Origin of the sequence: Paenibacillus sp. FSL M7-0896 (assembly GCF_037975415.1) — a bacterium.
GTDB lineage: Bacteria > Bacillota > Bacilli > Paenibacillales > Paenibacillaceae > Paenibacillus_AQ > Paenibacillus_AQ silagei.
Genome location: NZ_CP150250.1, coordinates 5003399 through 5029885 on the forward strand (window position 1 = coordinate 5003399; position 26487 = coordinate 5029885).

Sequence of the window (26487 nt, forward strand, 5' to 3'; positions counted from 1 at the left end):
TCCGGACTTACCGGATTTCTCGTATATGTATATGCCGGCCCTGACGGATCATTCGGCCGGATTTGCCTGCATGAATTCCATTCCGGTTCATAAGCTAGTACAGACACCCCTGCAATGATCTTCTCACCCCAATTGAAGGAGGAGCATATGCATACGATTTCCCCCTCGCTCTACTATCGTTTATATCGTTACGGCACAGGCTCCAGGATTGCCTCGGACGGTGTGTTATCGTTACCAGAACAGACGGCAATCGGTACTAGTGTGCTGGTGCGTGAGGGTTACCGTTGGGATATCCCCTCTCCCGCCAAGAATGGCTCACCCCGTATCGTGATCGGGGACCGTTGTGAATGCAGCCGGTTCCTGACGATCACGGCAACAGGTAGAGTAGAATTGAAGGCCGATGTGATCACAGGTCCGCATGTGTATATTAATGACGCCAGGCAAGATTGGGAGAAGGGAGGTAACCCTTCTGACACGTTAATAATCGGTGAAGGCTCATGGATCGGAGCACACTCCTCTATTCTGGGCCCTGTGAAGATTGGCAAAGGCTGTGTAGTCGGTGCAGGCAGCGTAGTTCTTCGGGATGTGCCGGATTACTGTGTTGTTGCCGGCAACCCTGCTGAATTCCGCCGCATCTATGAGCCGTCTAGCGGAGAGTGGATCAGGGTAGATAGCGAGGCGGAGGCTCGTAGGGTATTGGACCGCAGAAGCAGGGAACCTCTGCTATCCATTTGCATACCCGTACGTAAACAGGCTGTAGAGCTAAGACGCTGTCTGGAGTCAATTTATGCTCAGGTGGATGATGATGGATTAATGGAGGTCTGCGTCCTGGACGACGCTTCGTCCGAGGAGACCGCAGAGGTGGGGCACCACTATGGGCAACTGTACCGCAGCTTCCGGTATCACAGCGACCCAGATCTTGCAGCAGGAGGTTCTCTTGCAAGTCAGGCTGCGGATAGGGGGCACGGGAAATTCATTATGCTGCATGAGCCGGGAGACTCCTTCATGCCTAACTCTCTTCTTCCTTTTCTGAACGTGCTGCATACCCATCCTGACTGTGCGATCATCCTGATTCAGCCCGTGTTCATCCGCAGCACTCCACAGCCTGAACAGCTGAAGGGACTATCTGAATTTGTCAGGCTTACAGCGTCCTCCTCGTCCCCTCCTCTCCCTGTTGTTCTGAACCGAAAGGATTGGGAGCGTACTGCCGATTCTGTACAAGCCACAAATTTTCTGGACCCATGGGTATCCCGGCAACATGCATTATTGCAATTGAATCCGCAGTTCTGCCTGTGCCGGTATACCATGACCGAAGCCGGGCGGCACATCGGATCAGCTCCGTAATTACGGCTATTGCCAAAAAAAAATGATCTTTGACCATTAACCGAATATATATAGACAATGAACAGGCAGAGATCTTAAGGCGTAAACTTCGGGTCCATGAAGTCCGGTAAATGACAGGGATGCCTGGTACTGAGGACAAAGGAGAGGATGTCAGCGACATGGATGAACGTAAAATTTGTTTTATCATGTGTGTGAATAATGAGGAATTAGCGGAACGCAGCCAGAAAAATCTTAAGCAATTACTCAAACCGGATGGATTCACCGTAGATCTGCAAATCGTCAGGAATGCCTCCGGCCTGGCAGCGGGGTACGATCAGGCCATGCGCCAGTCAGATGCCAAGTATAAGGTGTATATTCATCAGGATGTCCATATCCTGAATCCCCAATTTCTTGAAGACATCGTCCGGCTGTTCTCCCGTTATCCGTCACTCGGCATGTTAGGAACCGTCGGCGCTAAGACGCTTCCGTCTTCCGGTATATGGCAGGACGCATCACAGAAGTTCGGTAAAGTGATTGATAGCTATACAGGCGCACTTCAGCCTCTTGAATTGATGCAGCCGGTGGATGAATATGAAGCGGTGGAGACGCTCAGCGGACTGCTGATGGCAACACAGTACGACCTCCCCTGGCGCAAGGATTTGTTCACCGGCTCACACTTCTATGACGCTTCACACAGTCAGGAATTCATCAGCAGCGGCTATGAAGTAGGTGTTCCCAAGCAGCTTCTGCCCTGGTGTCTGCATAACTGCGGTATCCCGGACCGAAGCACTGCTATGGAGAAGGCCCGGCACATTTTCCTTGAATATTACGGCTATGGCAAACACCATGGCCAGCACCGGTTCCACCGGCTCGGCAGCGGCTGCAGCATTCATCCATCCTGCGAATTGTCAGGTACGGCCGGAATTGCTCTGGGCAATGAAGTCAAGCTGCAGGCAGATTGTTCTCTTTCGCTCCCCTATAATAATATTGTCAGCGAACCGCGTATCCAGATTGGTGCAGGAAGCGAGATCGGACGCCGGTGCAGCCTGTCGGCAGTCAACCGGTTAATTATTGGCGCCCAGGTCGCCATATCACCTAATGTGCATATATCCGATCACAATCCTGCTTATGAGAATATTCATCTCCCCGTCATGAAGCAGGGGGTGACTTCCTGGAGCCATACCGTAACCATCGGTGCTGGGAGCTGGATTGGCGCCAACACCGTTATAGCCGGGGAGGTATCCATCGGTAAGGGCTGTGTCATAGGCGCGGGGTCAGTCGTTGTATCCGGCACGGTAATTCCTGACTACTGCGTAGCTGCGGGTACACCTGCCAGAGTAATCAAGCAATTTGATCCCGACTCCAGGAAGTGGCTGAAGACTAACGGATTGCCCAGCGAGGAAGCTGAGCGTCACGCAATAGAGACTGTTCCGCAACCGCTTATAAGTATTTGTATCCCTGCCTATAACTGCGAACAAGAGCTCGACCTTTGCCTGAAGAGTATTTACAGTCAGAATGCCAGACAGGAAGATTTCGAAATCATCGTATCAGATGATGGCTCCACAGATCACACGGAAGAGCTGGTGCGGAAGTATCAGGCCAGCTATCCTAACCTTCACTACTACCGCAATGAACTTAATGAAGGAACTGACCGCAATACCCTGAAATGTGCAGGCTATGCCAAGGGCGAATTCATCAAGCTTCACGGCGGCGATGATTACTGGCTCCCCGGCTCCGTCGAAGCCTTGTATAACCTGATCGAACAGAACCGGAACTGTAGCCTGCTCTTTCTAGATATCCTTAGTAACACCGGAGTGATGAACCGGGGCTCGGGGATCAGCAAGTATGTTGAGCAGGTCTCGATCTATAGTACATTTCTGTCGGGAATCATTATGCGCAGGAAGGAATTCGAACAGATTGCCACGCCTGAGCTTTTCATCGATTCGAATCTTATCCAGGTCTATCTGGAGCTCTCTATTCTAGAGATTACTCCAGATTATTGTGTGTATCACCGCAAGCTGCTGACCAGCAGCGACAAGATTGCAGGAGGTTACAGCTTCGCACGGACATTCATTCAATCATACCTTGGGATTCTTCATTACTTCCTGGATAACGGATTGGAGGCAGCCGTATTGGCAGCCGAGAAGAAGCAAATCTCCCATACCTTCTTGCTCTGGTGGTACAACTACATGCTGGAGAAGAATCTTCAGCAGTTGCAGCCCGAAGATTTCCCGCAGATTTTTGTTGCAGCTTACCAGGATGAATCCTATTATCCAGAACTGCATGAACGGCTGCACAAGATTCAGGTTAAGCATCTAAATATCTGAGGCTACATAGCCGCCGGGCAGGCCGCAGCAGCAGGCTTGTCCGGTCCATTATAAGGAGGCATCAGTGCATGGAAGGTATCAGCCCGGAATTTCAACAACGCTTCAGTACCTTCGGACCCGGCAGTCTGATTGTGCTTAAGACCGATATCAACTGTCCGGAGAAAGTCGCTATCGGTCGCAATGTGCTTATTCAGGAGAATAGCTGGTTCACGGTAGTTCATCCCGGTAAGGAAGAATCGCCGGCCATTTCGATCGGAGACGGCTGCAGCTGCAGCCGCAATCTGATCATTACCGCTGCGAACAGCGTGACTCTGGAAGATAATGTCATCGTCGGGCCAGATGTCTATATTGCCGACACTAACCATCAGTACCGCCAGATCGGCATTCCCATTCGCGACCAGTGGATCACCACTGCCAGCCATCAGGTGAGGATCGGTGCAGGCAGCGAGCTTGGTGCCCACTGCGTCGTTGTGGGTAACGTAACGATTGGCAAGGGCTGCCGGGTTACACCTAACAGTGTGGTAACCCGGGATTTGCCGGATTACTGCATCGCGGCGGGCAATCCCGCCAGAGTGGTGAATGCCTATGATCCCGAAGCGGGAGTATGGCAGCTGCCCGGCGAGGGCTGATGTTGATCGTAGAATAAAAAGCACCTTATAGGGAGTACTTCAGGTTGGACGAGATTCTGATCCCCTGATAGTCAACGGACGGCTGGCTATTCATAGATTGCGTACTCTTCGGCTGCTGCCGTTCCACCGACTTCTTCGGCTGCTGCCGTTCCGCCGTCTTCTTCGGCTGCTGCCGCTCCGACGCTTTCTTCGGCTGCTGCCACTCCGCTGCCTTCTTTGGCTGCTGCCACTCCGCTGCCTTCTTCGGCTGCTGCGGCTCCACTACCCTCTTTGGCTGCTGCGGCTGGATAGCAGGCTTCAGCTGTTGCCGCTGCTGCCGCTTGCGTTCGCTGGCTGCGCGCACTCCTACTGTCCGTCCTCGCTTCTTATGGGACGTCCGCTTGCGCGTGGCCTGCGCGGAGCGCCGCTGGATGAACCGGACGGACTTACCCGTATTATAGAGATATTTGCCCCCGGATACATAGGCATCTGCAGGACGGATTGTCTGCTTGATAACGGTGGATACCTGCTCCCGATGCTCCGGTTCTTGCCTCTCAGCCTCCCGGCCTGTGGACTGAGCTCGTTCAAGCAGCCGTTCTGTCTCGCGCATGAACAGCGCCAGCTCGTCATCCGCATTGACCGAGAGCCGCAGACAAGCCTGCTTCAGCTGCTCCATCTGTCCCATTGTTTTATGAATCGCCTCTACCAATAGCTCATCCTCCGATTTCCGGGCTTCAGCCTTCATACCCATTTACCTCTCGCACCAGCCGTCTGCTGGTTTCCAGCGTCCGGCAGATCATGGCCTGATGCTGGGCCAGGGCCGTGATGATTCTGGCCACCGCCTCCTGCAGGGCGTCAAGCCCCCCCATCTCTAATTCTTCTTCCCAGCCGTATTCATCATCATACATATATTCCAGCTTGCGGATTTCAACTGCAATCAGAGCCGAGACCGCTTCTTCCTCCAGCGCCGCAGCCAGAATAATCGCTTTGATCAACCGTTCCCGCTGTAGCATCGCTTCATCCCCCCCGCTGCCTGCTTTGATTAGTTACTGTTATATATATGTGCTTTTGACTTGTCCCTATCACCATTTGTCCCAGGTATATCGGATTTGGCGGATTTCAGAGAATAACAGGAATAGGACAATCTGTGCCTGAAGTATACATAGCTATGACTAGATAATTAAGCGCAAAGCAACCTTTCACGTTTTGGAGGAGATCTGCATGTCAATGCCCCACATCCCCAATATAACTCCCGATATCTCGCTTACGCGGGAGGAAAGCATCTCTCTCCTGCTCACCTCTATCGCAATCAACGAGATGTCTTTGTCTCACATTATCAACGCAGAAGCAGAAGCGATGCAGGCCTTCGTGCTGTCTAATCCCGGAAATATGAACTTTGTCAACATGATCCAGTTGAATAATACAACCGCCAGATTGCTCGAAGAGATTACCAAGGGCCAGTGGCTTAGTCTCAGCAAGATGGACCGGATTCTGCGTTTGCTGAGTGACTCTGGTGCCTTGTCGGAGCGATTGCTGGAAGAAGAACTAACTACTGAAATTGAGGAAGATGAAGAATAGCGGGCAACCGTCATTCTTTCTCGCGGCTAGAAATGGACAAGCCCTGATCATGAAAGGAGCCGCTCGCAGAATTCTCCCAAGTTTGTGCAGCCTATTGCACCTTCCAGTGATTGAGATGATCCGCAATCCGGATCAGCTCATTGGCCAGGGAGGAGAGCGAGGCCACAAGCTGCTGCTGTCTGTCCGGCTCCGGGGCCTCGGTCATACGGTTTTCCGTTCGCTCTGGTACGGGAAGCTCTTGTTCACTTTTGCTGTACATCGGGAATCCCTCCTCGATCAGCAGGCGCACAATGGTGCTTAGATGGTAGCGTTCCATGCGCAGCTCACTGATCCTTTTTAGCAGTTTCAAAGTTTCATAGGGATAGAGTGTCTGATCTCCTTGCCGGGTCCCCGGTACGAAGTAAGAGAAATATTCCAGCCATCTCTTCACTGTGGTCGGAGGCAATTTCGATAAATTAATGATTTCCAGTTGGGTGTAATGGCGTACCATAACCTCACTCCTTTATTTTAGGTGGACTTATTTACTTTAATGGTATTCATGTGCCTCGCAATAAATGTGTAAAAATACCTATTTATCTAATTATCGTCCCGCAAAATAAATAGACAGGCCCGCTCCGGAGAACGTTGCCTGTCTATTATGCTGCCTTGGAAGCAGCAGATTACCTGCTTAAGAGACTTTAAATAATTCGCTGAAGGAATCACCCAGGAGTTCTTTATAATATTTCCGGTTATGCAGCATACTTGGGTGTGTAGGATAATAGAATAGTGCTGTCTCATTATGATAATTAGCCTTCATGTATTGACCCAGGCGGTCATAGCATACGCACAATTGCAGATGTGGCACCCAGGTGGTAGAGGTCATATCCTGAAGTCCCAGGGTAGATCTTCGCGGCAGCGTAATCGCCTGTTCGAACCAGTAGATCGCCCGCCCGAACTCTCCAGCTTCTACGAATTCACTTCCCAGGCGGCAGCAGAATTCGGAACGGGGGATATCATAGTTCAGGGTACGATACAACGCGCTCATTTTCCCGGACTTGTTGTTCAGATGCCCGTGGCATTCCGCCATCTTCAGGCAGGCCTGATAGTTATCCTCAACCCAGCCCTGGCCGGTCTGCAGGAACTTCTCGTAATATTCCAGCGCTTCTTCATGGATCGCATGATCTCGGAGCTCGTTCGCGAAGTAGTAGAGATCACGCGGCGAGAACTCCTCGCCCTTGGCCAGACGCCCGCGGTAGATTCGCAGGTTGCGGTCCGTATGAACCTTATCCTTCTTATGAGTAATACAGACATCGCTATCTATGGTATTGCCGGCAACCGCCAAATACTCATGCACCGGTCCGATCCACTGGAAGCCGCAGTCCCGGCGGACCAGCCGGTTGCGTCTCAGGCTTGAGGTTACTTTGCCCTCGCTGTCGAAGGCCAGATTGTAGGGCATAGTCACAGACTGGTACTGAGGAGATAATGTCTCCTTCAGCTTTTTGAAGCGCACCCGGTCAATTTCCTCAATGGTATCATCTGCATCCAGCCACAGAATATATTCCTTAGTCGCCTTGCTGAAGGCTTCGTTGCGTGCTGCCGCGAAATCGTCAATCCATTCAAAATCATAAATCACTGCACCATATTCCGCAGCAATCTCCTTAGTCCGGTCCGTGGAGCCTGTGTCGACAATGACGATTTCGTCCGCAATATCCTTCACACCATCCAGGCACCGGCCCAGGCCGTTCTCTTCATCGCGCACAATCATACATAGACTGATAGTAATCATTAGTGCCCTCCTATAGGTTCTGTGTCATATATTCGCGAATCTGCTGCTCGCTGATGTTCCGCATATCCTGCCCTGCATCCAGCGCTCTCTGCCATTCCACCGTCTTCTGCAGAGCCTGCTCAACACTCCAGCGGGAGCGCCAGCCCAGCAGGCGGCGGGCCTTGGTGCTGTCAAGCTGCAGTTCACCAGCCTCATGCAGCCCGGAGATACCGGCGATATCAATACCCGCTCCCTCTCCCCAGAGCGCTGCGAGCCGGACGGCCACCTTCTCGACACTGTGAACGCTCTGCTCCTCAGGGCCGAAATTCCAGGCGGCAGCATACTCCGCCCCCTCCTGCACCAGCTTCTCAGCCAGCAGCAAATAGCCGCTAAGCGGCTCAAGCACATGCTGCCAGGGTCGCGTCGCCGCCGGGCTGCGCAACAGCGGCCTCAAGCCAGCGGCGAATGACCGCAGGCAGTCCGGCACCAGCCGGTCCTGGGAATCATCGCCGCCCCCGATGACATTCCCCGCCCTGGCGGTAGCGACAGCCACGCCATGCTCGGCATAACGCGCCGGTTGGAAGTAGCTGTTGCGATAAGCCTGCGTCACCAGCTCGGAACACGCCTTGCTGGAAGAGTAAGGGTCATAGCCGCCCAGCGGATCGGTCTCGCGGTAACCCCAGATCCATTCACGGTTGTCATAGCACTTATCCGTCGTAACGTTAACGACTGCTTTGACAGGGATCCCGGAATCAACCGAGCTTGCGACCGCCTCCAGCAGATTCACTGTTCCCATCACATTCACCTCGAAGGTATCGGCCGGGAACTGGTAAGAGGTGCGGACCAGCGGCTGGGCAGCCAGATGGAATACCACCTCCGGGGCCGCTTCCCGCAGCGCTGCATCCAGGCGCTGCCGGTTCCGAACATCCCCCCAGACCGTATGGACCTCAGGCGCAGCTCCGATCAGCGGGAAGAGCTTATACTCATCCCGGTCCCAGGCATAACCGCTGACGCTTGCGCCCAGCATCGTCAGCCACCGGGTGAGCCAGCTTCCCTTGAAGCCGGTGTGTCCGGTTACGAAGACACGCCGCCCCTTCCAGAATCTCGCCGCTGTCAGTTCGTTCTCATCCACGGGAGTCCTCCCTCCCGCCACAGCTCCTCCAGATAACGCTTGTCGCGGAGTGTATCCATCGGCTGCCAGAACCCATTATGCTTGTAAGCCCTTAGCTCATCCCGCGCTGCCAGCTCCCGGAGCGGCTCCTGCTCCCAGACGGTGCTGTCACTTTCGATTAGAGAGAATACCTCGGGCTCTAGTACGAAGAAGCCGCCGTTCACCCAGCCTTCGTCCCCTTTGGGCTTCTCTACGAATCCGGTTACCTTGGTATCCTCTGCTAGGTCCAGCGCACCGAAACGCCCCGACGGCTGAACAGCAGTCACAGTCGCCAACTTCCCGTGAGAGCGATGGAAATCCAGTAACTGCTGTATATTAATATCCGCAACACCATCCCCATAGGTCAGCATGAACGGTTCATTTCCGATGTATTTCTGGACTTGCCGGATTCTTCCGCCAGTCATCGCTTCTTTGCCTGTGTCCGCGAGCGTTACCTTCCAGTTTCGCAGCTGACGGTTATGGCGGGTGATCTGGTTGCCATTACCGAAATCGAAAGAAATATCCGAGCTCTGGAGATAGAAGTCGGAGAAATATTGTTTAATGACATGCCCCAAATATCCCAGGCAAATGACAAAATCATCGAAGCCGTAAGCAGCATAATTCTCCATAATATGCACCAGCAGCGGCTTGTCGCCGATCTCAATCATCGGCTTGGGCTTCACATCGGTCTCTTCACTGATCCGGGTCCCGTAGCCCCCGGCCAGAATGACTACCTTCATCTTGTTACCTCCTTACCTTTCAGCAAGCCCAGCAATACCTCGGCAGTATAATCCAGCATCTCTGTCGAAAGTCCCGGATAGATTCCCACCCAGAACGTATCGTTCATGATCCTGTCCGTCTGAATGAGCGGCGCGGCGACACGGTGCGCCACACCGGAGTAGGCAGGCTGCTTGAGCAGATTCCCGGCGAACAAGAGCCGGGTGCCAACCCGCGCCTTCTCCAGCCTGCGCACGATTTCATTGCGCGTGAGGGGCGCATCCTCCCTCACGGTCAGCGGGAATCCGAACCAGCTCGGATCACTGCGCGGCGTCGCCTGTGGAAGAATAAGCCATTCCTCCGCAGGCTCCAGCGCCGCCTTCAGATAGTCAAAGTTACGTCTGCGTGCAGCATGGAACCCTTCGAGCTTCTCCAGTTGGGAGACTCCGATGGCAGCCTGCATATCGGTAGCCTTCAGATTGTAGCCAATGTGGCTATACGTATATTTGTGGTCGTATCCGGCTGGCAGGTCTCCCTTAGTCCAGTCAAACCGCTTGCCGCAGGTATTGTCGGTTCCCGGCTGGCACCAGCAGTCCCTGCCCCAGTCACGGAGCGATTCGACAATTTTTTTGAGCCTGGCACCGGAGGTGAGTACCGCACCGCCCTCGCCCATGGTCAAATGATGGGCAGGGAAGAAGCTGACCGTGGCCAGATCGCCGAAGGAACCTGCCGGCCGGCCTTCATACAGTGATCCGACAGCATCGCAGGTATCCTCAATCAGCCACAGTCCATGCCGGTCCGTGAATGCCTTAACACTGGCCAGATCGAAGGGATTGCCCAGTGTGTGCGCCAGCATGACCGCTTTGGTACGGGGGCTGAGCGCGGCGTCCAGCTGAGCTGTATTTATATTGTAGGTGGGCAGCTCCACATCGACGAATACTGGAATAAGTCCATGCTGTATCAGCGGATTGACCGTGGTCGGAAATCCGGCGGCAACGGTGATCACCTCATCGCCCGGACGCAGCCGGCGTTCGCCGAGCAGCGGCGAGGTAAGTGCTGCGACAGCAAGCAGATTCGCACTCGAACCCGAGTTAACCAGCAGGGTATGCTTTCTCTCCATAATCTGGGAGAACCTGCGCTCGAACTCGCCAGTATATCTGCCCGCTGTCAGGTGGAAATCAAGTGAAGCATCCACCAGACTCATCAATTCTTCGCCATCGAACACCTTGCCGCTTACCGGCACGTAATCGCGTCCAGGTACGAAGGACCGGCCGGGCCAACGAATGTCGTAATATTCTCCTGTCAGCTTCAGAATTTGCTCACGTAAGGTTGCAGCTTCTGTGGGCAAAAGCTCCCCTCCTTTAACTAATGGTTTTCATTTAGTGGTTTTGTCGGACTTGGTACATCATTTATATGCAGACCGGAGGTTAAATACGATTAAGAATTCAATGGAATTTAAATTCCATTTTTGTTCAGTTCTTGTCTATGGGGGTTCACTATAATGGGGCTTGACTTGAAACGAACCGTTATGGAGGGATGCATACATGGGAAGACTCAGAGCCATCAATGAAAGAAAATGCACTATGGACAACTGCAACAGAAGACACTATGCGAAAGGGCTGTGCAAACAGCACTATTGGCCCGCCTGGAAAGCAGGACAAAAGAACGAGTCTGATTCTGACACTAGCCGCCAGGATCATTCACAGAAGTCCCTTCGAATCGTCACAGAATTTATTTAATTTTTTTAGAGGTTCTGACTCTGGTTTGTCGAATTCTTACTGAATGATGAATAAAAATTCCAAATATTACATGAAGCATCTGACATTAATCGTGATATATATGACTCTGCTATTGGGTATGCAACGGGCATGGCAGCAGATCTTTGCGTTGCCGGAGCAGCCCGGCGCGGCGGCGGGCGTACTTGATTTACGGGGCTGGACCTTCAAGCATGCCCATTCGCTTGCCCTTGACGGGACATGGGACTTCTATCCTAACCGTCTGGTAAGCGAAAGTGATATCCGCTCCGGCACTGCCGGAGATGCTGTCCCTGTTCAGGTACCCGGCAACTGGAAGGGGGCCATGTCCGGTTCCTCCCTGGGCTATGGTACCTATGCCCTGCATATTCTGGTCGATCAGCCGCTGGATGAGCCCTACAGCTTCTGGGTCCAGCAGATCCAGGCTTCTTCCCGGATCGAGATTAACGGCCGCCCCCTTCAGGCTATGGGTCAATCCGCAGCGCGCAAGGAGCTGTACTATCCCATGGCCGTTCCCTATGCCGTTCACTACCTCCCCCCGGAAGGGACGAAGGACATGCTTGTCCTGATCCAGACTGCCAATTATGAGCATGGGGAGAAGGCAGGCATTTCCTATTCCATCCGTTTCGGCGCCCAGTCTATGGTTCAGAAGGAGCGCTGGTACTCTACCTCTTTTCAGTTAGCTACGATCATCATCCTTCTTCTGCACGCGCTGTATGTCTGTATTCTGTACCTGCTTGACAAAGAACACCCGTCTCTGCTCTTATTTGCGCTTATGCTGATCATCATAGCCGTCTCCATCGCAGCGGATAATGACGTCCTGCTGTTCCTTGTGCTGCCGCTGAACTATACTTGGGGAATCAAGGTCAAGCTGCTGTCTTATGTATGGATGGTCTTTTTCATGCTGCTGCTTACCTACAAATTCTACAGTGCCCAGGCAGTCAGCCGGGCCTTCAAGGTGTACAGCTTGCTTCTTCTGCTCTATACACTTTGCCTTTGCTTCCTTCCGATTCATATCGTTCTGTCCAATGCCACTATTTATTTCAGCCTCCTGTATATGATCCCCCCCTGCTGGATGTTTGTGCTATTCGGAATTATGGTCTATAAGCAAAAAAAAGACGTCGGGTTCCTTACCTTCATCGGCTCTTCGATTGTATCCGGGGTGATCTGGGGAACCACGGTGAATAGTTACCGGAAGAATCTGCCGTTCTACTCCATAGATATTCTGGCTGCTATCGCTGGATTCTCTGCCTATGCCCTGAAACAGTATATCCGGCGGTCCAATGAGAACAGGCAGCTCTATGAACAGCTGCTGCAAGCGGACAAGCAGAAGGACCGGTTCCTGATGAATACCTCGCATGAGCTGAGGACACCGCTGCACGGCATGATGAGCATTGCCCAGTCGGAATACGACAAGAAGCGGGCAGCCTCCCCGGATGAAGAAGCCGGAGACCTGGAGCTACTGGTACGCATCGGGCGGCAAATGTCCCAGCTGTTGGATGATCTGCTCGATCTCACCCTGTTGCGGGAGAACCGGATGGTCCTTCATCCTGCCCCGCTGTCCGTCCATACCATCGCAGCCGGGGCTGCGGATATGCTCCGTTACTTAACGGACGGCAAGAACCTGACGCTTCATGTAAGCGTATCCGCATCGCTGCCGCGTGTATGGGCCGATGAGAAGCGGCTGATCCAGATTCTCTTCAACCTGATACATAATGCCGTGAAATGGACCGAGCAGGGAAGTATCCTTGTGACTGCCGAAGAAGCGGACGGGAAGCTGCTGATCAGCGTGGCTGACACAGGTGCGGGGATGGAGGAAGAAGCGCTCGCGCGTATCTTCCTTCCTTATGAACAGGCAGGCGGACAGGACCGTGGTGGCCTGGGTCTGGGCCTCGGCATTACCCGGCAGCTGGTGGAGCTGCACGGGGGAAGGCTGACCGTGGAGTCCAGGCTTGGGGAAGGCTCGGTCTTCCGCTTCACCCTGCAGCTGGCTGACGAAGCCTTTTTCACGGATGAGCAGTTCGGCAGGATGGAAGCAGTGGAAGCGCCGGGCGCTGCATACACCGGCCGGAGTGTCCATGTGCGCAATAAGGACGAAGAGCCATTCCTTGCGGGAGTGCCTCCGTCCCCCTCCGGCTTGGATACGGAGGGAGCCGAACTGAAGATACTGGCTGTTGACGATGACCCGGTTAATCTCCGGGTGCTCGCGACCATTTTGCATGAGGATATCTATCAGTTGACCTCTGTGTTAAGCGGGGAGGAAGCCCTGATTCGGCTGGAGGAGGAATCATGGGATCTGCTGATTACCGATGTGATGATGCCCGGCATGTCCGGCTATGAGCTTACCCGCCGGGTAAGGGAGCGTTATCCGGTGTCAGAGTTACCGGTGCTGCTGCTGACGGCACGTGCTATGCGTGAGGAGATCTACTACGGATTTCAGCAGGGGGCTAATGATTATGTGACTAAGCCGGTAGACAGCCTGGAATTGAAATACCGGGTTACCGGGCTGGCGCGGCTGAAGCAGACCGTCGCTCACAGCCTGCGGCTGGAGATGGCTTACCTCCAGGCGCAGATCCGCCCTCATTTCCTTTTCAATGCCCTGAACTCCATCGCCACGCTCAGTACCATTGATCTCTGCCAGATGCAGCAGCTGATTGAAGCCTTCTCCTCCTACCTGCGCTCAAGCTTCGACCTGATGAATACCGGTACACTGATTCATTTGAAGCAGGAGCTATCGTTAGTGGAGGCCTATTTATATATCGAGAAGGTGCGGTTCGGCGAACGGCTGGAGGTCAAGTGGGAACGGAATTATACCGGACTGCTGCGGGTTCCCCCGCTGATCTTGCAACCGCTGGTAGAGAATGCTGTCCGTCACGGGCTGCTCAGTCTTATAGAGGGAGGCCTACTTACTATCCGCATTGAAGAGGAGGAGGAGCATGTCCGGCTTGCGGTGCAAGACAATGGCAGAGGCATGGAGCAGGCGCACATTAACCGCCTGCTGATGAAGCATAAAGACAAGAGCTCCGGTATCGGGATATGGAATACGAACCGGAGGCTGATTGAACGCTATGGGCAAGGCTTGTCCATTCAGAGCCGTCCCGGCTTTGGAACCACCGTCTCCTTTATGATTCCGCTCCGGCGTATCGAGTGAACCATTCTCCATCCGCTATATCCTGTACAAGGAGGTGCTACAATGCTTAGGGTAGTGCTGATCGATGATGAACGACTCGCCCTGATTCAGCTGGAATCGACGCTCAGGGCGCTGGGATCGACCATTGTAACGGCAACCTATACCAACCCCCAGCTGGCTATGAGCGAAGCGGCCGGCTGGGAGGCAGATATTATCTTTCTTGATATTGATATGCCGGGGCTGAACGGCATGGAGGCTGCGAAGCAGCTGGAGGAGAGCTGTCCCGGCTCAGCCATTGTATTCGTCTCCGCCCATAACAGCTTCGCGCTGGAAGCCTTCGAGGTCAGCGCGCAGGATTATCTGCTCAAGCCGGTCTCCAGGGAACGGCTGAGCCGGACCCTCCAGCGAATCAGGAGCCGGAAGATCAACCAGCTTCACACGGACAAGCCGGACTCGCTGCTGATCCGCTGCTTCAATGCCATCCAGTTCGAACGGGGAGGTGTTCCTATCCGGGATTTCCGCTGGCGGACCTCCAAAGCCCAGGAACTGTTCGCCTTCCTGCTGTATCATCATGACCGGATTGTCGTCAAGGACAAGCTGGTCGAGCTGCTCTGGCCCGAGGCATCATTCAAACGTGCCTCCACTCATCTGTATACGGCCATCTACCAGATCAGGCAATCGCTGAAACGGGCCGACATCGGCCTTGTGATCAGCAATGCGAGCGTAGGCGAGGGGTATATGCTGGAGAGCGGCGACGCGCAGATTGATGCGGTGCTGTGGGAGGAAGGTGTCGTCTCCCTGGACCCGGTGGATGATTATAACGCCGCTGAGCATGAGGAGCTACTGAAACTCTATACCGGCGATTACCTGGGGGATTATGATTATCTGTGGGCCGAGAGCGAGCGCCAGCGGCTGCGCAACCTCTCCCTGCAGCACGCCACCGAGCTGGGCGACTATTATACCGCTAAGGATAATATCACCAAGGCCGTCAGCACCTATCAGCGGATTGTCGAGATGCATCCCTACCATGAACCAGGCTATCTGGCGCTCATGGACTTCTACAACCGGCTGGGCGAGCTAAGCTTCGTACAGGAACAGTATGAGAAGCTCCGCAGCTTTCTCTGGCGGGACCTGAAGCTCACTCCGTCCGCCAAGGTCGAGCGCTGGTATGCGAACTGGAAGCGGCTATATACCTGATCCTGAGCCCGGCAATGAATTACAGATTCCATATAAAAACGGTATGCCGCCCCCCGGTCAGGGGTTAGGCATACCGTTTCTTGTTGCACCCGCAGCTTCCATTATAGCGGCAGGACCTGCGCATGCGCGCTGTCCTATCCTTTCAGTGAAAAGAGGCGGGACATGTGAATCCGCTGACATAACCGGTGTACACAGGTTCTCGTGCAGTAGCTACCCATGTCAGGCGGACCCTCACTCTTTCATTGTACCCGTTAGGGAGATCTTAAAACGCCCCTGCGCGAGGTTTAGAAATTCATGTATACCACCTCGTAATCAGAAAAAGGCTCCATCCATTTCACAATCGTCTTCGGCAGCTTGCTGGTGCCGGGAACATTCGTATAGAACCGGACATAGGGGTCAGCGATGTCTTCCAGTTCGTCGCCTTCATCCGAGTCGAGTACGGCTGCCCAGTAATGGCCCTGCTTGTCATACATGATGATGGCTTCCGTAAGGGTGAACAGCCCTCTCACGCCGCCCTGCACCACTCTTGACCCCTTACCATCCAGATCCTTCGGCTCATCCAGCAGTTGCATACTGTACAGGAACAGATCATAATCTTCCCCTACCAGCTTACGGAAGGCTTTGTCCTCCGCTGCCGTCTTGAAGACGCCGGTGTCCTTCAGCGTGTAGACCTTCTCGTTCGGATCTCTTGTATATTCGCCGGTGTAGGTCACATTAGCCCCGGCAGAATACACCGGCGAAGGACTGGTTACGTACAGCTTGCCGTTCAGCAGATAGAAGAAGACCACCGAACCGTCCTCTTCCTTATAGACGGCCATCCGTTTGCGGACCACTGCCGTTTCGTTCTCCAGTTGACCGGAATGGGCACCTTCGTAGGCATCCATAGAGAAAACCAGCTTATCGCTCTTCACATTGCTGAATTCCACATAAGAGCCGTAGAAGGGCGAATTACTTGCCATATACCATTCTCCGCTCCAATCAGCAGCTGCAGGAGCCTTGAGACTGGTTGTGGCTGTGGCCGAGAGCGCCTCTACCGGCAGCTGGCGGGTTCCGTCGGGGCTACTCCATACCCCGGCGAAGCCGGTGCCGGGAATCCACCAGCCCTGGAAATGGCCGGTCTCCTTGCCTTTGGCGTCATACTCATACATATGGGCGATTTTGCCGTTGACATTGCCGGTGAGCCTGATCGTCTGTTTATATTTGTCATAATAATAACTGCCGGTCAGCTTGCCGCCGCTCTCCACCTTAATGGACATATGAATCGGCAGATTTCCGTTGATCGCGCCGGTCAGCGGCACCAGCCCGTTCGTAGCCGGACTCTGGGCGACTGAAGCGGCAGCGGCAACCGTCCCGGCGGGCGCAGCCTTCGCCTGTGCCGGAGCAGCCTCTGCCCCCGGCAGCAACAGGATGGCAGGCAGCAGCAACGCGGCAACCAGCAGGGTACTTATTTTACGGGTAATTCTCACTATAACCCCTCCCTTTCGCAACCATCTATAACAGCTATGTTACACTGTATGCCATCAATTACCCTTTTACAAGCAGGTAGAAAATAGCCCCGCTATATTAATTGCAATTATAATTTCACCAATCGCAGGCTGAGGATATGCCATACCCAAATTATGGTGCAAGCAGTATAGGTACGCTTAATTGTAATTCATACAACTAAATCGTCTGATATGCCGCCAAATCTCCGTTTAGCTGTATTTCGTACAACTAAAAGGCCTCTATACCTGGATTTTCGCCCTTTCGGGCAAATTTAGTTGTATAGACTACAATTAGAAGAGGGAGGCCTTCCGTTTCACCGTTTTTAGTTGCACAGAATACATTTATCCCTGTTTTTTCGCTACAAATGCAGGTCTACTAGTGCCGCCAAATGTTCAACTAGCTGTATTACGTTACAATTAAACTGCCAGCAATACCTGGGGTTCTCACCTTTTAACGAAATGTATTTTCACGAGATACACTACCAACCTTAGGGTAATTCTATATACATATACCAAAATTCACGTAGGAGATGATCCGCTATGCCAGAACATAACTCTACAGGCCGGGAGCAGGACGAATCTATAATTAAGCTCAGCTTCGAGCCGGATGGACTGCTGCCTAATAATCCTCAGCTTCCTGCTGTGCTGTATAAAGGGGTTCTCCGGGACCACCCGGAAGACACCGAACAGGTCTTCAATAACAACGGCTGGCTGAATAGCTGGGTGAATGGCGTCTTCCCCTACCACCACTATCACAGCAACGCGCATGAGGTGCTGGGGGTGATCTCCGGCAGTGCCAAGCTCCAGCTTGGCGGAGATGCCGGATACACAGCCAACGTGGAAGCCGGTGACGTTGTGGTGCTGCCTGCCGGGACGGCACACAAGAAGCTCACGGCCACGCCGGACTTCCGTATTGCAGGCGCATATCCCGGGGGCATGGACTATAACACCCGCCAGGCGGGCCCGGATGACTTCGCTGCAGCGCTCCCCGAGATCCGCGAAGTCCCGCTGCCGGAGCGTGATCCTGTCTATGGCGAGGCGGGGCCGCTGCTGCGGCTGTGGAAGTGACAACCGTTCCTGGGGCATACGCTTAAACAGCGAAGCGGGCGGAACAACCCGCGTAAAAGCGAAGCGTTCACAGTGATTGGAACAACGTTCCATTTGCGTAACGTCCATCCAAGCAAACACGTTCATCCTTCTCCAAACCAAGGATTCGCTTTTGCAGTCCAGGGATTAACTTATGCGTTTGGCCCCCTGATCTGCTCATTCCCTGGACAATACTATATAATGTTGTGTACAAATATCTGCTTAGGCATTGAGCCGGAAGTGAAAGGGGGCCTTTGGATGTATCGGGTAGCGATATGTGAGGATGAAGAACAGCAGCGGGAGCGGGTGAAGAAGATTCTGGTCGGGTTATCCGTCAAGACGGATACCGAATTTGAAATCGAGCTGTTTTCTTCGGGAGAAGACCTAATCTCCCACTATGAACGGGGCGGAGCCCCCTTCCATATCCTGATTCTGGATGTGGAGATGGGCGGCATGAACGGGATTATGGCGGCGCGCCGCTTGAGAAGCCAGAAGCATTTTGACGAACAGATCATATTTCTGACCAGCTATCCAGAATATATGGTGGAGAGCTTCGACGTGATTACCTTCCAGTATCTGATCAAGCCGGTCGCCCCGCAGCTCCTGGAGGAGAAGATCCTTAAGCTGTGTGATTACTTCCAGGCCCAGGATAAGAAATTCATGGTCATCAAGTCCGGTTATGAGGAAGTCGTCTTGCGGCATGATGATATTATCGGGATTGAGGCGGCCAAGAGTCTAACGGTCAAGAGCAAACTGCATGTGATTACCACCACGGGAATCTATGAGACTAGAGGAATTATTGCTGAATACGCTTCAGCCTTACGGGACAGCCATTTTCTGCATATCCACCGTTCGATTATTATCAACCTGCTGCATGTCCACAAGTTCGCGGGCGGCTCCGTGCTGATGTCGGGCGGGCAGGAGTTCCCCATCGGCCGGTCCAAAATCAAAGAGGTTAAGGACTTCTACACCAAATTCATGATCATGAAGGGTAGCTCGTATGACTCACTATAATCTGACCCTTATCGTCTGTGTGCTGCTGGTGATGTGTTTTCAGACCCAGTTCTTCTTCGCCTCGGTATTTGACAAAGCTGCCAGGAAGCCCAACCGGATCATATACTTCCTGATCTACGGGGTACTCTGCTTCCTCTACCTGGTCACCCCGCTGTCCCCTCTATTCTCCTCCGGCGTAGCTTTGCTGATGATCTTCAGTATGGCGCAAGCCTATAAGGTGGAGGTGAAGACCCAGGCGATCTTTTCCCTGCTCTACGCTGTGCTGATGACAGTGGTCAGCTTTATCTCGCTGTATATTTTCTCAATGATAGATTCGGTGGACTATACCAGCATGAACTCGGGTGCGGGGATTGACCGGCCGGCCTTCATCAAGGGGCTGATCCTTAGCTGCATTATTATGTTCCCGGTGATTCAGATCATCCGGCTGATCTCCAAGCGGCGAAGCGTCTCCCTGCCCTACCGGTATTATGTGATGTTCCTGCTCGTCCCGCTCATCAGCACCTATCAGATCAATGTCCTCACCGAAGACTCGAAGAAGGATATCTATTATTTCATTGCGATTCTCGGCTTCCTGTTCCTGAATGTGATGATCGTCTATATCTTCGATACCATTACCGACAAGTTCCAGTTCATGCATGAGAACGCCCAGCTCCAGCACCAGATGAACTATCAGGACGCCAACTATGAGAAGACGGTCCACAGCTTCAAGTCGATCAAAAGAATTATCCACGACACCCATCAGCAGTTCCTCTACATTGAAGAGTGTATCCGGCGGGATGATCCGGCTGCGGCTCTCGAACATATCAAGCTTACGCTGAATAAAGTGGAGGATGCCTACCAGCGGGTCAACACCGGCCATCTGGCGGTGGATGCGCTGGTCACGAACACGCTGAATATCGGACAAGCGAACGGCATCCGCATTGATACCCGGCTTAAGCTGCTGCCCGGTGAGCTTCACATCGACCGTTATGACCTGTGCGTCGTGCTGGGCAACATGCTGGACAATGCCATTGAAGCCTCCAAAAAAGTACGGCTCGCCGAGGACCGCTACATTCTGATCCAGATGCACTCCAGTGAATCCGCGCTGTTCATCCGCATTATGAATCATACCGTCCCGGAGACTGCCCCCTTGCAGAGCCGGAAGCCGGACCCTGAATACCACGGCATCGGCCTGACCAATATCTCCAGAATCTGCGAGAAGTACGGCGGGAATATGACAATTGAAGCCGGGCATCGGGAATTCAACAATATGGTGGTCCTCCCCTTCACGCGCGAAGCTTCTTTATAAAATGCACTAAACATTAAGTTTCGCCGTCACTGCGGTGAACATTTGGACTTCCGGCCGCTGTTGTATTTTGATTTCCTGATTGGACCGCTCTTAGCGGTAGAAATCCAAATACAAAGGCGGTCGCTACCGCTCCTTCAGTTCCAAATTTCCCCTCCGCTTCTTTCACTTTTTGTTACCGTTTTTTGTGCCTTTTAATCTAAATTTCTACGTTAAGGGATCGTTATTAACGTTTCAGGGTTATTCGGGCCACGCTCCTCTCTTCTGCCTGTATGATAACTTCAGGAAGATTATCTAAGAGACACAAGAGGAGGAGTTCAAGATGAACAAGTTAACTTCAGTCGTACTGACGGCCATGCTGGTGATCCCCGCAGCCCAGGCGTCTGCGCAGGAGAAGGAGAGCCCAGTGCAGGAAACGGCCCGCCTGCTGGGCTCGAAGATCGTATCCGACTACGGGGTAAGCGGCATGCAGTATGCTATCAGGGATCAAGGTAAAATTACGGTGTCCGGCGGCTTCGGTCTGTCCGATAAGGCAGCCGGGACTCCCGTCACGAAGGATACCATGTTCGGCATCGGCTCTGTCAGCAAAATGCATGTCTCCGCAGCCACAATGATGCTTGCCGAAGATAAGGTGATTGACATCGATCAGCCGCTGACTACGTATCTGCCGCAGTTCAAGATGGCCGATGAGCGCTACAAGAAGATCACGCCGCGCATGTTAATGAACCATTCCTCAGGCCTGTACGGCAGCCACTACGGGAACAGCATTCTGATGGACGATAGCGATACACAGAATCATGATGGCCTGCTGACCAGTCTTCAGTCCGAACGGCTAAAATCCGATCCGGGAGCCTATTCCGTATACTGCAATGACGGCTTTCAACTGCTGGAGCTGATGATTGAGCAGGTAACCGGCAGCAGCTATACAGAGTTCCTGGACCAGCATATGAGCAGCCCGCTGAAGTTAAGCTCTACCAAAACGCCGCTGGATACCTTTAACCGGCAGCAGCTTGCCAAAACCTACTTCCCTGGACTAACGCAGGCATTGCCCAGCGAGAACGCCAATATCCTCGGAGCAGGCGGCCTCTATTCCACAGCCGAAGATCTGACCACATTCGCCGAGATGCTGAACGGCAAGCACCCGGATGTTCTGTCGAAAGCCTCCGCTACAGCGATGCAGCAGCCCGAATACAAGAACGGGCTCTGGGTGCCTGAAGAGAGAAACAGCTTCAATTATGGCCTGGGCTGGGATGCCGTAGATCTGGCACCGTTCGGTGATTACGGTATCAAGGCCTTATCCAAAGGCGGAGATACCATCATGTATCACGCTGACCTGATTACCCTGCCGGAATCCGATATATCCATCGCGGTGCTCTCGTCAGGCGGAAGCTCAATCTATAACACCATTTTCGCCTCGAATGTGCTGTTGGCCTACCTGAAGGACACCGGGAAGATTAAGAAGATCCTGCCGGACGCCACCTTCACTCCTCCAGTCAAAGCGGCTATGCCTGCCGAGTTGGAAGCCTATTCTGGATTATACGGGACTGTCGGCGCAACCACTGCCATAGCCATTAAGGACGGAGCACTCAACCTGCCTGAGCTGGAGGGCGGACTCATTCCAGCGCAGAAGTATATTTATACCGGCAAGGGACAGTTCACAAGCCCGGACGGCAGTGCAGCCGTGAGCTTCGATCAGCAGAAGAACGGCAAGACTTATCTGAAGCTAAACACCCACTTGACTATCCCCGGTGTCGGTCAAATGCTGATGGTTACTTACGAGTATCAGAAGCTGGACGCAAATCCGCTGAATGCTTCTACGAAGCAGGCCTGGGCGCAGAGGGACGGGAAGCATTACTACGCTGTAGATGAGAAAATCAATTCCTTCTTCTACCTCTCCCCTTCCATCTTGACGAAGACTATTGAAGTTGAACAAGGCTACGCCACCGGGACGCAGATTGTGGACGAGAACACCGCCGTCAATGCGGCTGAAATCCCGGTCATGAACGGCAGAGACGCCTTCGATCTGACCTTCTCCAAGCAGAACGGTGCAGAATATCTAACCATCGACGGCAATGCGTATATCAGCGGCGATGCGGTGAAGCCGATCTACGGAGGCCCGGCCTCAACCAGCACCGTTCCTGCGGGCGGCCAGAGCGTATGGTTCAAGATTGACAAGAAAGCTGCCGGCAAAACCATGACCGTGACAGCTCCTCCAAGCGGCGGATTCGTTGTATATGATGCCGACGGGATGATCGTAAGCCACTCCAGAGTGAGCAAAGACCCTTCAGTCCGGTTGCCGCAGGGCGGAATGGCCGTCTTCGGCGGGCAGGCGGGCGATGTGTTTAAGATTGAGCTGAAATAACGCTTTCATATTTTCATCCAAAATTTCTCCCTTCTCCCAAACTTGCTTAATGGTATATAGGTGTGTTTTAATGTTATCAAATTGAATAATACTCTTATCCAGAGTTCGGTGGAGGGCTTCGCCCGATGATACCGCTGTGACCGGCATGCTATAAGCAGAACGGGCACAGCACTAGAGGCATCCCGGATGCCTTGCAAAGATGAGAGGGTGCTGACAGTTGATGAGACTGCCCCCTTTAATTAGGGGGCTTTTTGTTTGAGAAGGGAGAGAAATGCATGACAGAATGGATCACGGAATTTATACTCTTTTTCAAAGATTTGTCGTATGCAGGCATCGTTATCGCCTTGTCGTTTGAATTCGTACCTGCCGAAATCGTGCTGCCGCTTGCCGGCTATTGGGTGTATCTGGGGGACATGAAGCTCATTCTTACGATTCTGGCCGGGACTGTTGGAGGCACCTTCGGTCCGCTGACATTGTACGCGCTGGGCCGGTTCGGGGGCAGACCTGCGATTGCTAAGTACGGGAAGTATTTTTTCATCCGTCCGCATCATCTGGAGGCCTCCGACCGTTTCTTTGATAAATACGGCAGCGGTGTAGCCTTCTACGGGCGCTTCATCCCCGGTGTGAGAACACTGATCTCCATCCCTTGCGGGATTGCCAAGATGAATGTGTTCAAATTCAGTCTGTACACTTTCCTTGCCATGCTTCCGATCACTTCGATCTATGTCTATCTGGGCTACAAGCTGGGCTCACAATGGGAGCATGTGGACGAAATCGTCAAGCCTTACATTCTTCCGGCGGCAACCCTGTTCCTGCTCGGCTTCGGGCTGTACGTCTTTTCCAAGCGGTACCGGAGACGGCAGGCTTAATTGGATAATTAAGATGTACTTATGACATTAACGGCAAGCGAAGAAGCGGAGGGGAAATTTGGAACTGTAGGAGCGGTAGCGTCCGCCTTTGTCAGCGGATTTCAACCGCCGAAGAGCGGATTAAATCAAGAAATCTGCTGACAACAGCGGCCGGAAGTCCAAATGTTCACCGCAGTGACGATTACGCTTCCAGTCTAAAACTTAAGTACATTTTAATATAGCGCTTCAACTTTAGGAGGAAATTATGGAATCTGTGTTCGATTGGCTGAAATACCTGCTGCTAGGCCTTGTACAGGGAGTGACGGAGCCAATCCCTGTCTCTTCCAGCGGGCACTTGATCATCGTACAACGTCTGCTCGGTATGAAGCAGAATGGACTCTCTTTTGAAATTTTGACGAATACGGCCTCATTGATCGCTATCTGCTTTATTTTCCGTAAAGATATCAAAGACTTGATCATAGGGTTCTTCCGTTACCTGCAAACGCGTGAACCCAAGTACCGGTCAGAGTTCATGTTCTGCATCTACATTGTGATCGGGACGATTCCCGCAGCCGTTGCTGCCGTGTTCTTCAAGGATACGATCGAACGCGTCTTCACCTCTGTACATACCGTATCCATCAGCCTACTTATTACCGGGGTAGCCCTCTGGCTGATCCGCAACCTGCGCGGCCAGAAAAGAGACGGCAACCTCACCGTAAGAGACGCGATCATCGTTGGGCTGGCTCAGGCGGTAGCACTGATTCCCGGCATCAGCCGTTCCGGTTCTACTGTGATTGCCTCCATTGCCGTCGGCATGAAGCAGGAGACCGCCTTGAAGTTCTCGTTCATGCTCTACATCCCGATCAGCATCGGGGGGCTAATCATGGGCGCATCCGATATCGTGCATGACCCTAACCGCGCCGCGCTGGCGATGCCTTACCTGATCGCCTTCCTCACCACGCTGGTCGCCACCTACTATGCCATGCGCTGGTTCATCGGCATTATGGCTAAGGGGAATCTGATTTACTTCTCGTACTACTGCTTCGTAGTGGGCACGCTGCTGCTGATCTTCCTGTAACAGAAACAGGTCGGGGAGAGGAAGGAGCTGGAAAGGTACCTCCTTTCTGCTCCTTCCTCTCCCCGTTCTCACTTAACTGCTATCCTTACTATTCACTCCAAGGCAACAGACGGGGATGCTCGTCAAGGATGGATTGATATTGCTCCTTCCAGCCGTACTTGCCATCCGGGTCCAGTTGCATATAACGTATATACTTCTCCAGCCGAAATTCCTGCTTCGACCAACCGAGATGCTTAATCCGCAGGTTGCTCAATTGATGAGGCAATTCCCAAATATTCTCTGGCAACCGCCCGGAGTGTTGCGGGAGATCATTCCAGAGATAGGTAAAGTCTTGGCGGTAGCGGACCAGGAACGGCCGGTATCTCAGGTGGGCCCGCCAGTACTTATCCTCGCGGTAATGGTTGTCATCCCAGAAATCGTAGAGGCGGAAGCAGAATAAGTCGCAGTCTTCCGTTCTCAGCAGGGAGTCCACTTCTTCGGCAAAACCGGATTCAAACATCTCATCCCCATCCAGATTAAGAATCCATTCCGGTCCGGTCTCAACCACCGCTTCCCACTGCTGCTTGCGCAGCTCGGATTCATTGTTGAAGCGGGAGACCGGATTATGAATCAACTTAAGCGGAATTCCCCCCAGAACCTCCTTAACTAATTCAGCTGTCTCATCTGTGCTGCCATCATCGATAATAACGGCCTCGTCGATATATTTGCGTTGCTCTTCCAGAATCTGCCGCAGGAACCTTGAGGCTTCATTCTTGACGATCATCGTGAGAGTCAGCTTGGGTCGGCGTTGTGCCGCTGCCAGGGTGGTGGCATGCGCCGCATCAGCAGCTTGCAGCTTAATCAGATTAGCTTCTTCGCTCCGCTCTAACTCTTCATCATTCCGTTTCCCGCCATGCTTCCTTGACTCTGTCTCAGACGTTGCTAATGACTCCCGTACGAACTCCTCTACTTTATCAAGATCACTGTCTCTGTATATATGCAACGCTGGATAATGGGTATCTACAAAGAGAGGAATATCAAGTGCCGCTGCACGGATACAGAAATGACGATCCTCTCCCCAATAGGAGAGATTTCGGACCTTCTTGTAACTGACACCGGACTTGATGGCCTTGATGCTGATCAGAGTGCAGGCGCCAAGTCCTCCGACTTCATAGATCCCCGGTTCCCGCATTTTAAGCAGAAATGCATGCAGGCGGCGCTTGATCTCTTCAGGTGAGAGTTTTTCTCCCGGTAGTGCTTCCCATTGGTTATACTCGTCATGCATCCACACCTGCGGCTGTTCCAGCTTGCCCGGCTGCCACTGGGTCCAGAACACTTCAGCGATAATGTCCTTGGCTGAACTGATCAGCTGTTCCAGCGTACTTGGATGAAGAATAAGATCAGAATCAACCAGAAACAGATAATCATAGCCGAAAGCTTCCGCACGCCGGATCATCTGATTTTTGAACTCGGCCACCTTCCAGACAAGGCTGATACGCCAGGCATGAGCATTGTCATCGCGTATATAGTCATCATGGTAGCCAGAGGATTCCAGGAAGACTGTTCTCCCGCTTTGGGCGAACTGCTGCAGAAGTTCACTGGAAGCTGTATCCCCATTATCATCAATCAGATAGTAATGCAGCTCAATATTGTTAAGGTTGAGCCGCTGCAGCGACTTCAGAAAATGCTCCAGAATCTCAGGTTTCTGATGGATCGGGCTGCCAAGCAGCACTCGTTTTATCTTCTGATTCATATGAGCCCACTCCAGAGTAAAGTCATCATTAATACAACACTCCTTAGATTTGAACAAAAGTGATATAGCA

General features: G+C 52.9%; 21 protein-coding genes. 12 read left to right on the top strand and 9 right to left on the bottom strand.

Features of this window, described 5'->3' with window-relative positions:
- Window positions 1-147: 147 nt before the first annotated feature.
- The 3 genes from MKY12_RS21530 to MKY12_RS21540 all read left to right on the top strand — a co-directional run bounded on the left by MKY12_RS21530 (window position 148) and on the right by MKY12_RS21540 (window position 4279).
- Complete coding sequence (locus MKY12_RS21530) at window positions 148-1344, top strand: glycosyltransferase (protein WP_339310696.1); 1197 nt, start codon at window positions 148-150, stop codon at window positions 1342-1344.
- 158 nt (window positions 1345-1502) lie between these two features.
- Window positions 1503-3650: a glycosyltransferase gene (locus tag MKY12_RS21535; RefSeq protein WP_339310698.1), complete on the top strand. Its 2148-nt coding sequence runs from the start codon at window positions 1503-1505 to the stop codon at window positions 3648-3650.
- A 68-nt stretch (window positions 3651-3718) separates the two neighbouring features.
- Window positions 3719-4279 (top strand): acyltransferase, encoded by a 561-nt coding sequence (locus tag MKY12_RS21540; RefSeq protein ID WP_339310700.1) that lies wholly within the window; start codon window positions 3719-3721, stop codon window positions 4277-4279.
- A gap of 25 nt (window positions 4280-4304) precedes the next feature.
- Here MKY12_RS21540 and MKY12_RS21545 read toward each other — a convergent pair whose 3' ends face one another.
- Window positions 4305-5003 (bottom strand): hypothetical protein, encoded by a 699-nt coding sequence (locus MKY12_RS21545; protein WP_036723999.1) that lies wholly within the window; start codon window positions 5001-5003, stop codon window positions 4305-4307.
- Window positions 4993-5271: a hypothetical protein gene (locus tag MKY12_RS21550; protein ID WP_036724000.1), complete on the bottom strand. Its 279-nt coding sequence runs from the start codon at window positions 5269-5271 to the stop codon at window positions 4993-4995. The genes MKY12_RS21545 and MKY12_RS21550 overlap by 11 nt, the downstream gene beginning before the upstream one ends.
- Window positions 5272-5479: 208 nt before the next feature.
- On the opposite strand from MKY12_RS21550, the gene MKY12_RS21555 reads away from it, so the two are divergent.
- A complete protein-coding gene (locus MKY12_RS21555) occupies window positions 5480-5836 on the top strand; it encodes a hypothetical protein (RefSeq protein WP_339249937.1) in 357 nt (118 codons plus the stop codon).
- A gap of 91 nt (window positions 5837-5927) precedes the next feature.
- Here the strand turns inward: MKY12_RS21555 and MKY12_RS21560 are convergent, their stop codons facing one another.
- The 5 genes from MKY12_RS21560 to rfbH form a co-directional block, all read right to left on the bottom strand.
- Entirely contained in the window at window positions 5928-6326 is a 399-nt protein-coding gene (locus tag MKY12_RS21560) for a MerR family transcriptional regulator (protein ID WP_339249939.1), read from the bottom strand.
- A 177-nt stretch (window positions 6327-6503) separates the two neighbouring features.
- Window positions 6504-7601: a glycosyltransferase family 2 protein gene (locus MKY12_RS21565; RefSeq protein ID WP_339249941.1), complete on the bottom strand. Its 1098-nt coding sequence runs from the start codon at window positions 7599-7601 to the stop codon at window positions 6504-6506.
- Window positions 7602-7611: 10 nt separating this feature from the next.
- Entirely contained in the window at window positions 7612-8712 is a 1101-nt protein-coding gene (rfbG, locus tag MKY12_RS21570) for a CDP-glucose 4,6-dehydratase (protein WP_339249943.1), read from the bottom strand.
- Window positions 8694-9470, bottom strand: a complete 777-nt coding sequence (gene rfbF / locus MKY12_RS21575) for a glucose-1-phosphate cytidylyltransferase (RefSeq protein WP_339249945.1) — start codon at window positions 9468-9470, stop codon at window positions 8694-8696. The genes rfbG and rfbF overlap by 19 nt, the downstream gene beginning before the upstream one ends.
- Window positions 9467-10795, bottom strand: coding sequence for a lipopolysaccharide biosynthesis protein RfbH (gene rfbH / locus MKY12_RS21580; RefSeq protein ID WP_339310703.1), 1329 nt, complete (start codon window positions 10793-10795; stop codon window positions 9467-9469). The genes rfbF and rfbH overlap by 4 nt, the downstream gene beginning before the upstream one ends.
- Window positions 10796-11229: 434 nt before the next feature.
- Between rfbH and MKY12_RS21585 the strand changes: the two genes are divergently transcribed.
- Together MKY12_RS21585 and MKY12_RS21590 are read left to right on the top strand one after the other, a co-directional pair.
- The gene (locus tag MKY12_RS21585; RefSeq protein WP_339310704.1) at window positions 11230-14352 is read left to right on the top strand and encodes an ATP-binding protein; all 3123 of its coding nucleotides are present in this window, start codon (window positions 11230-11232) and stop codon (window positions 14350-14352) included.
- A 42-nt stretch (window positions 14353-14394) separates the two neighbouring features.
- The gene (locus tag MKY12_RS21590; RefSeq protein ID WP_339249951.1) at window positions 14395-15528 is read left to right on the top strand and encodes a response regulator; all 1134 of its coding nucleotides are present in this window, start codon (window positions 14395-14397) and stop codon (window positions 15526-15528) included.
- 284 nt (window positions 15529-15812) lie between these two features.
- On the opposite strand, the gene MKY12_RS21595 is transcribed toward MKY12_RS21590, so the two are convergent.
- On the bottom strand, window positions 15813-16994 hold the full coding sequence (locus MKY12_RS21595) for a hypothetical protein (protein WP_339249953.1): 1182 nt from the start codon (window positions 16992-16994) through the stop codon (window positions 15813-15815).
- A gap of 558 nt (window positions 16995-17552) precedes the next feature.
- Between MKY12_RS21595 and MKY12_RS21600 the strand changes: the two genes are divergently transcribed.
- The 6 genes from MKY12_RS21600 (at window position 17553) to MKY12_RS21625 (ending at window position 24685) form a co-directional block, all read left to right on the top strand.
- Window positions 17553-18080 (top strand): cupin domain-containing protein, encoded by a 528-nt coding sequence (locus tag MKY12_RS21600; RefSeq protein ID WP_339310706.1) that lies wholly within the window; start codon window positions 17553-17555, stop codon window positions 18078-18080.
- 276 nt (window positions 18081-18356) lie between these two features.
- Window positions 18357-19112 (top strand): LytTR family DNA-binding domain-containing protein, encoded by a 756-nt coding sequence (locus MKY12_RS21605; protein WP_339310708.1) that lies wholly within the window; start codon window positions 18357-18359, stop codon window positions 19110-19112.
- Window positions 19099-20400, top strand: a complete 1302-nt coding sequence (locus tag MKY12_RS21610; protein ID WP_339310710.1) for an ATP-binding protein — start codon at window positions 19099-19101, stop codon at window positions 20398-20400. Before MKY12_RS21605 ends, MKY12_RS21610 begins: the two co-directional genes overlap by 14 nt.
- Before the next feature lie 319 nt (window positions 20401-20719).
- Window positions 20720-22759 (top strand): serine hydrolase domain-containing protein, encoded by a 2040-nt coding sequence (locus MKY12_RS21615; protein ID WP_339310711.1) that lies wholly within the window; start codon window positions 20720-20722, stop codon window positions 22757-22759.
- Window positions 22760-23034: 275 nt separating this feature from the next.
- Entirely contained in the window at window positions 23035-23628 is a 594-nt protein-coding gene (locus tag MKY12_RS21620; protein ID WP_339249963.1) for a DedA family protein, read from the top strand.
- A gap of 244 nt (window positions 23629-23872) precedes the next feature.
- A complete protein-coding gene (locus MKY12_RS21625) occupies window positions 23873-24685 on the top strand; it encodes an undecaprenyl-diphosphate phosphatase (protein WP_339249965.1) in 813 nt (270 codons plus the stop codon).
- 88 nt (window positions 24686-24773) lie between these two features.
- Here MKY12_RS21625 and MKY12_RS21630 read toward each other — a convergent pair whose 3' ends face one another.
- Window positions 24774-26417: a glycosyltransferase family 2 protein gene (locus MKY12_RS21630; RefSeq protein WP_339249967.1), complete on the bottom strand. Its 1644-nt coding sequence runs from the start codon at window positions 26415-26417 to the stop codon at window positions 24774-24776.
- Between the last annotated feature and the right edge of the window lie 70 nt (window positions 26418-26487).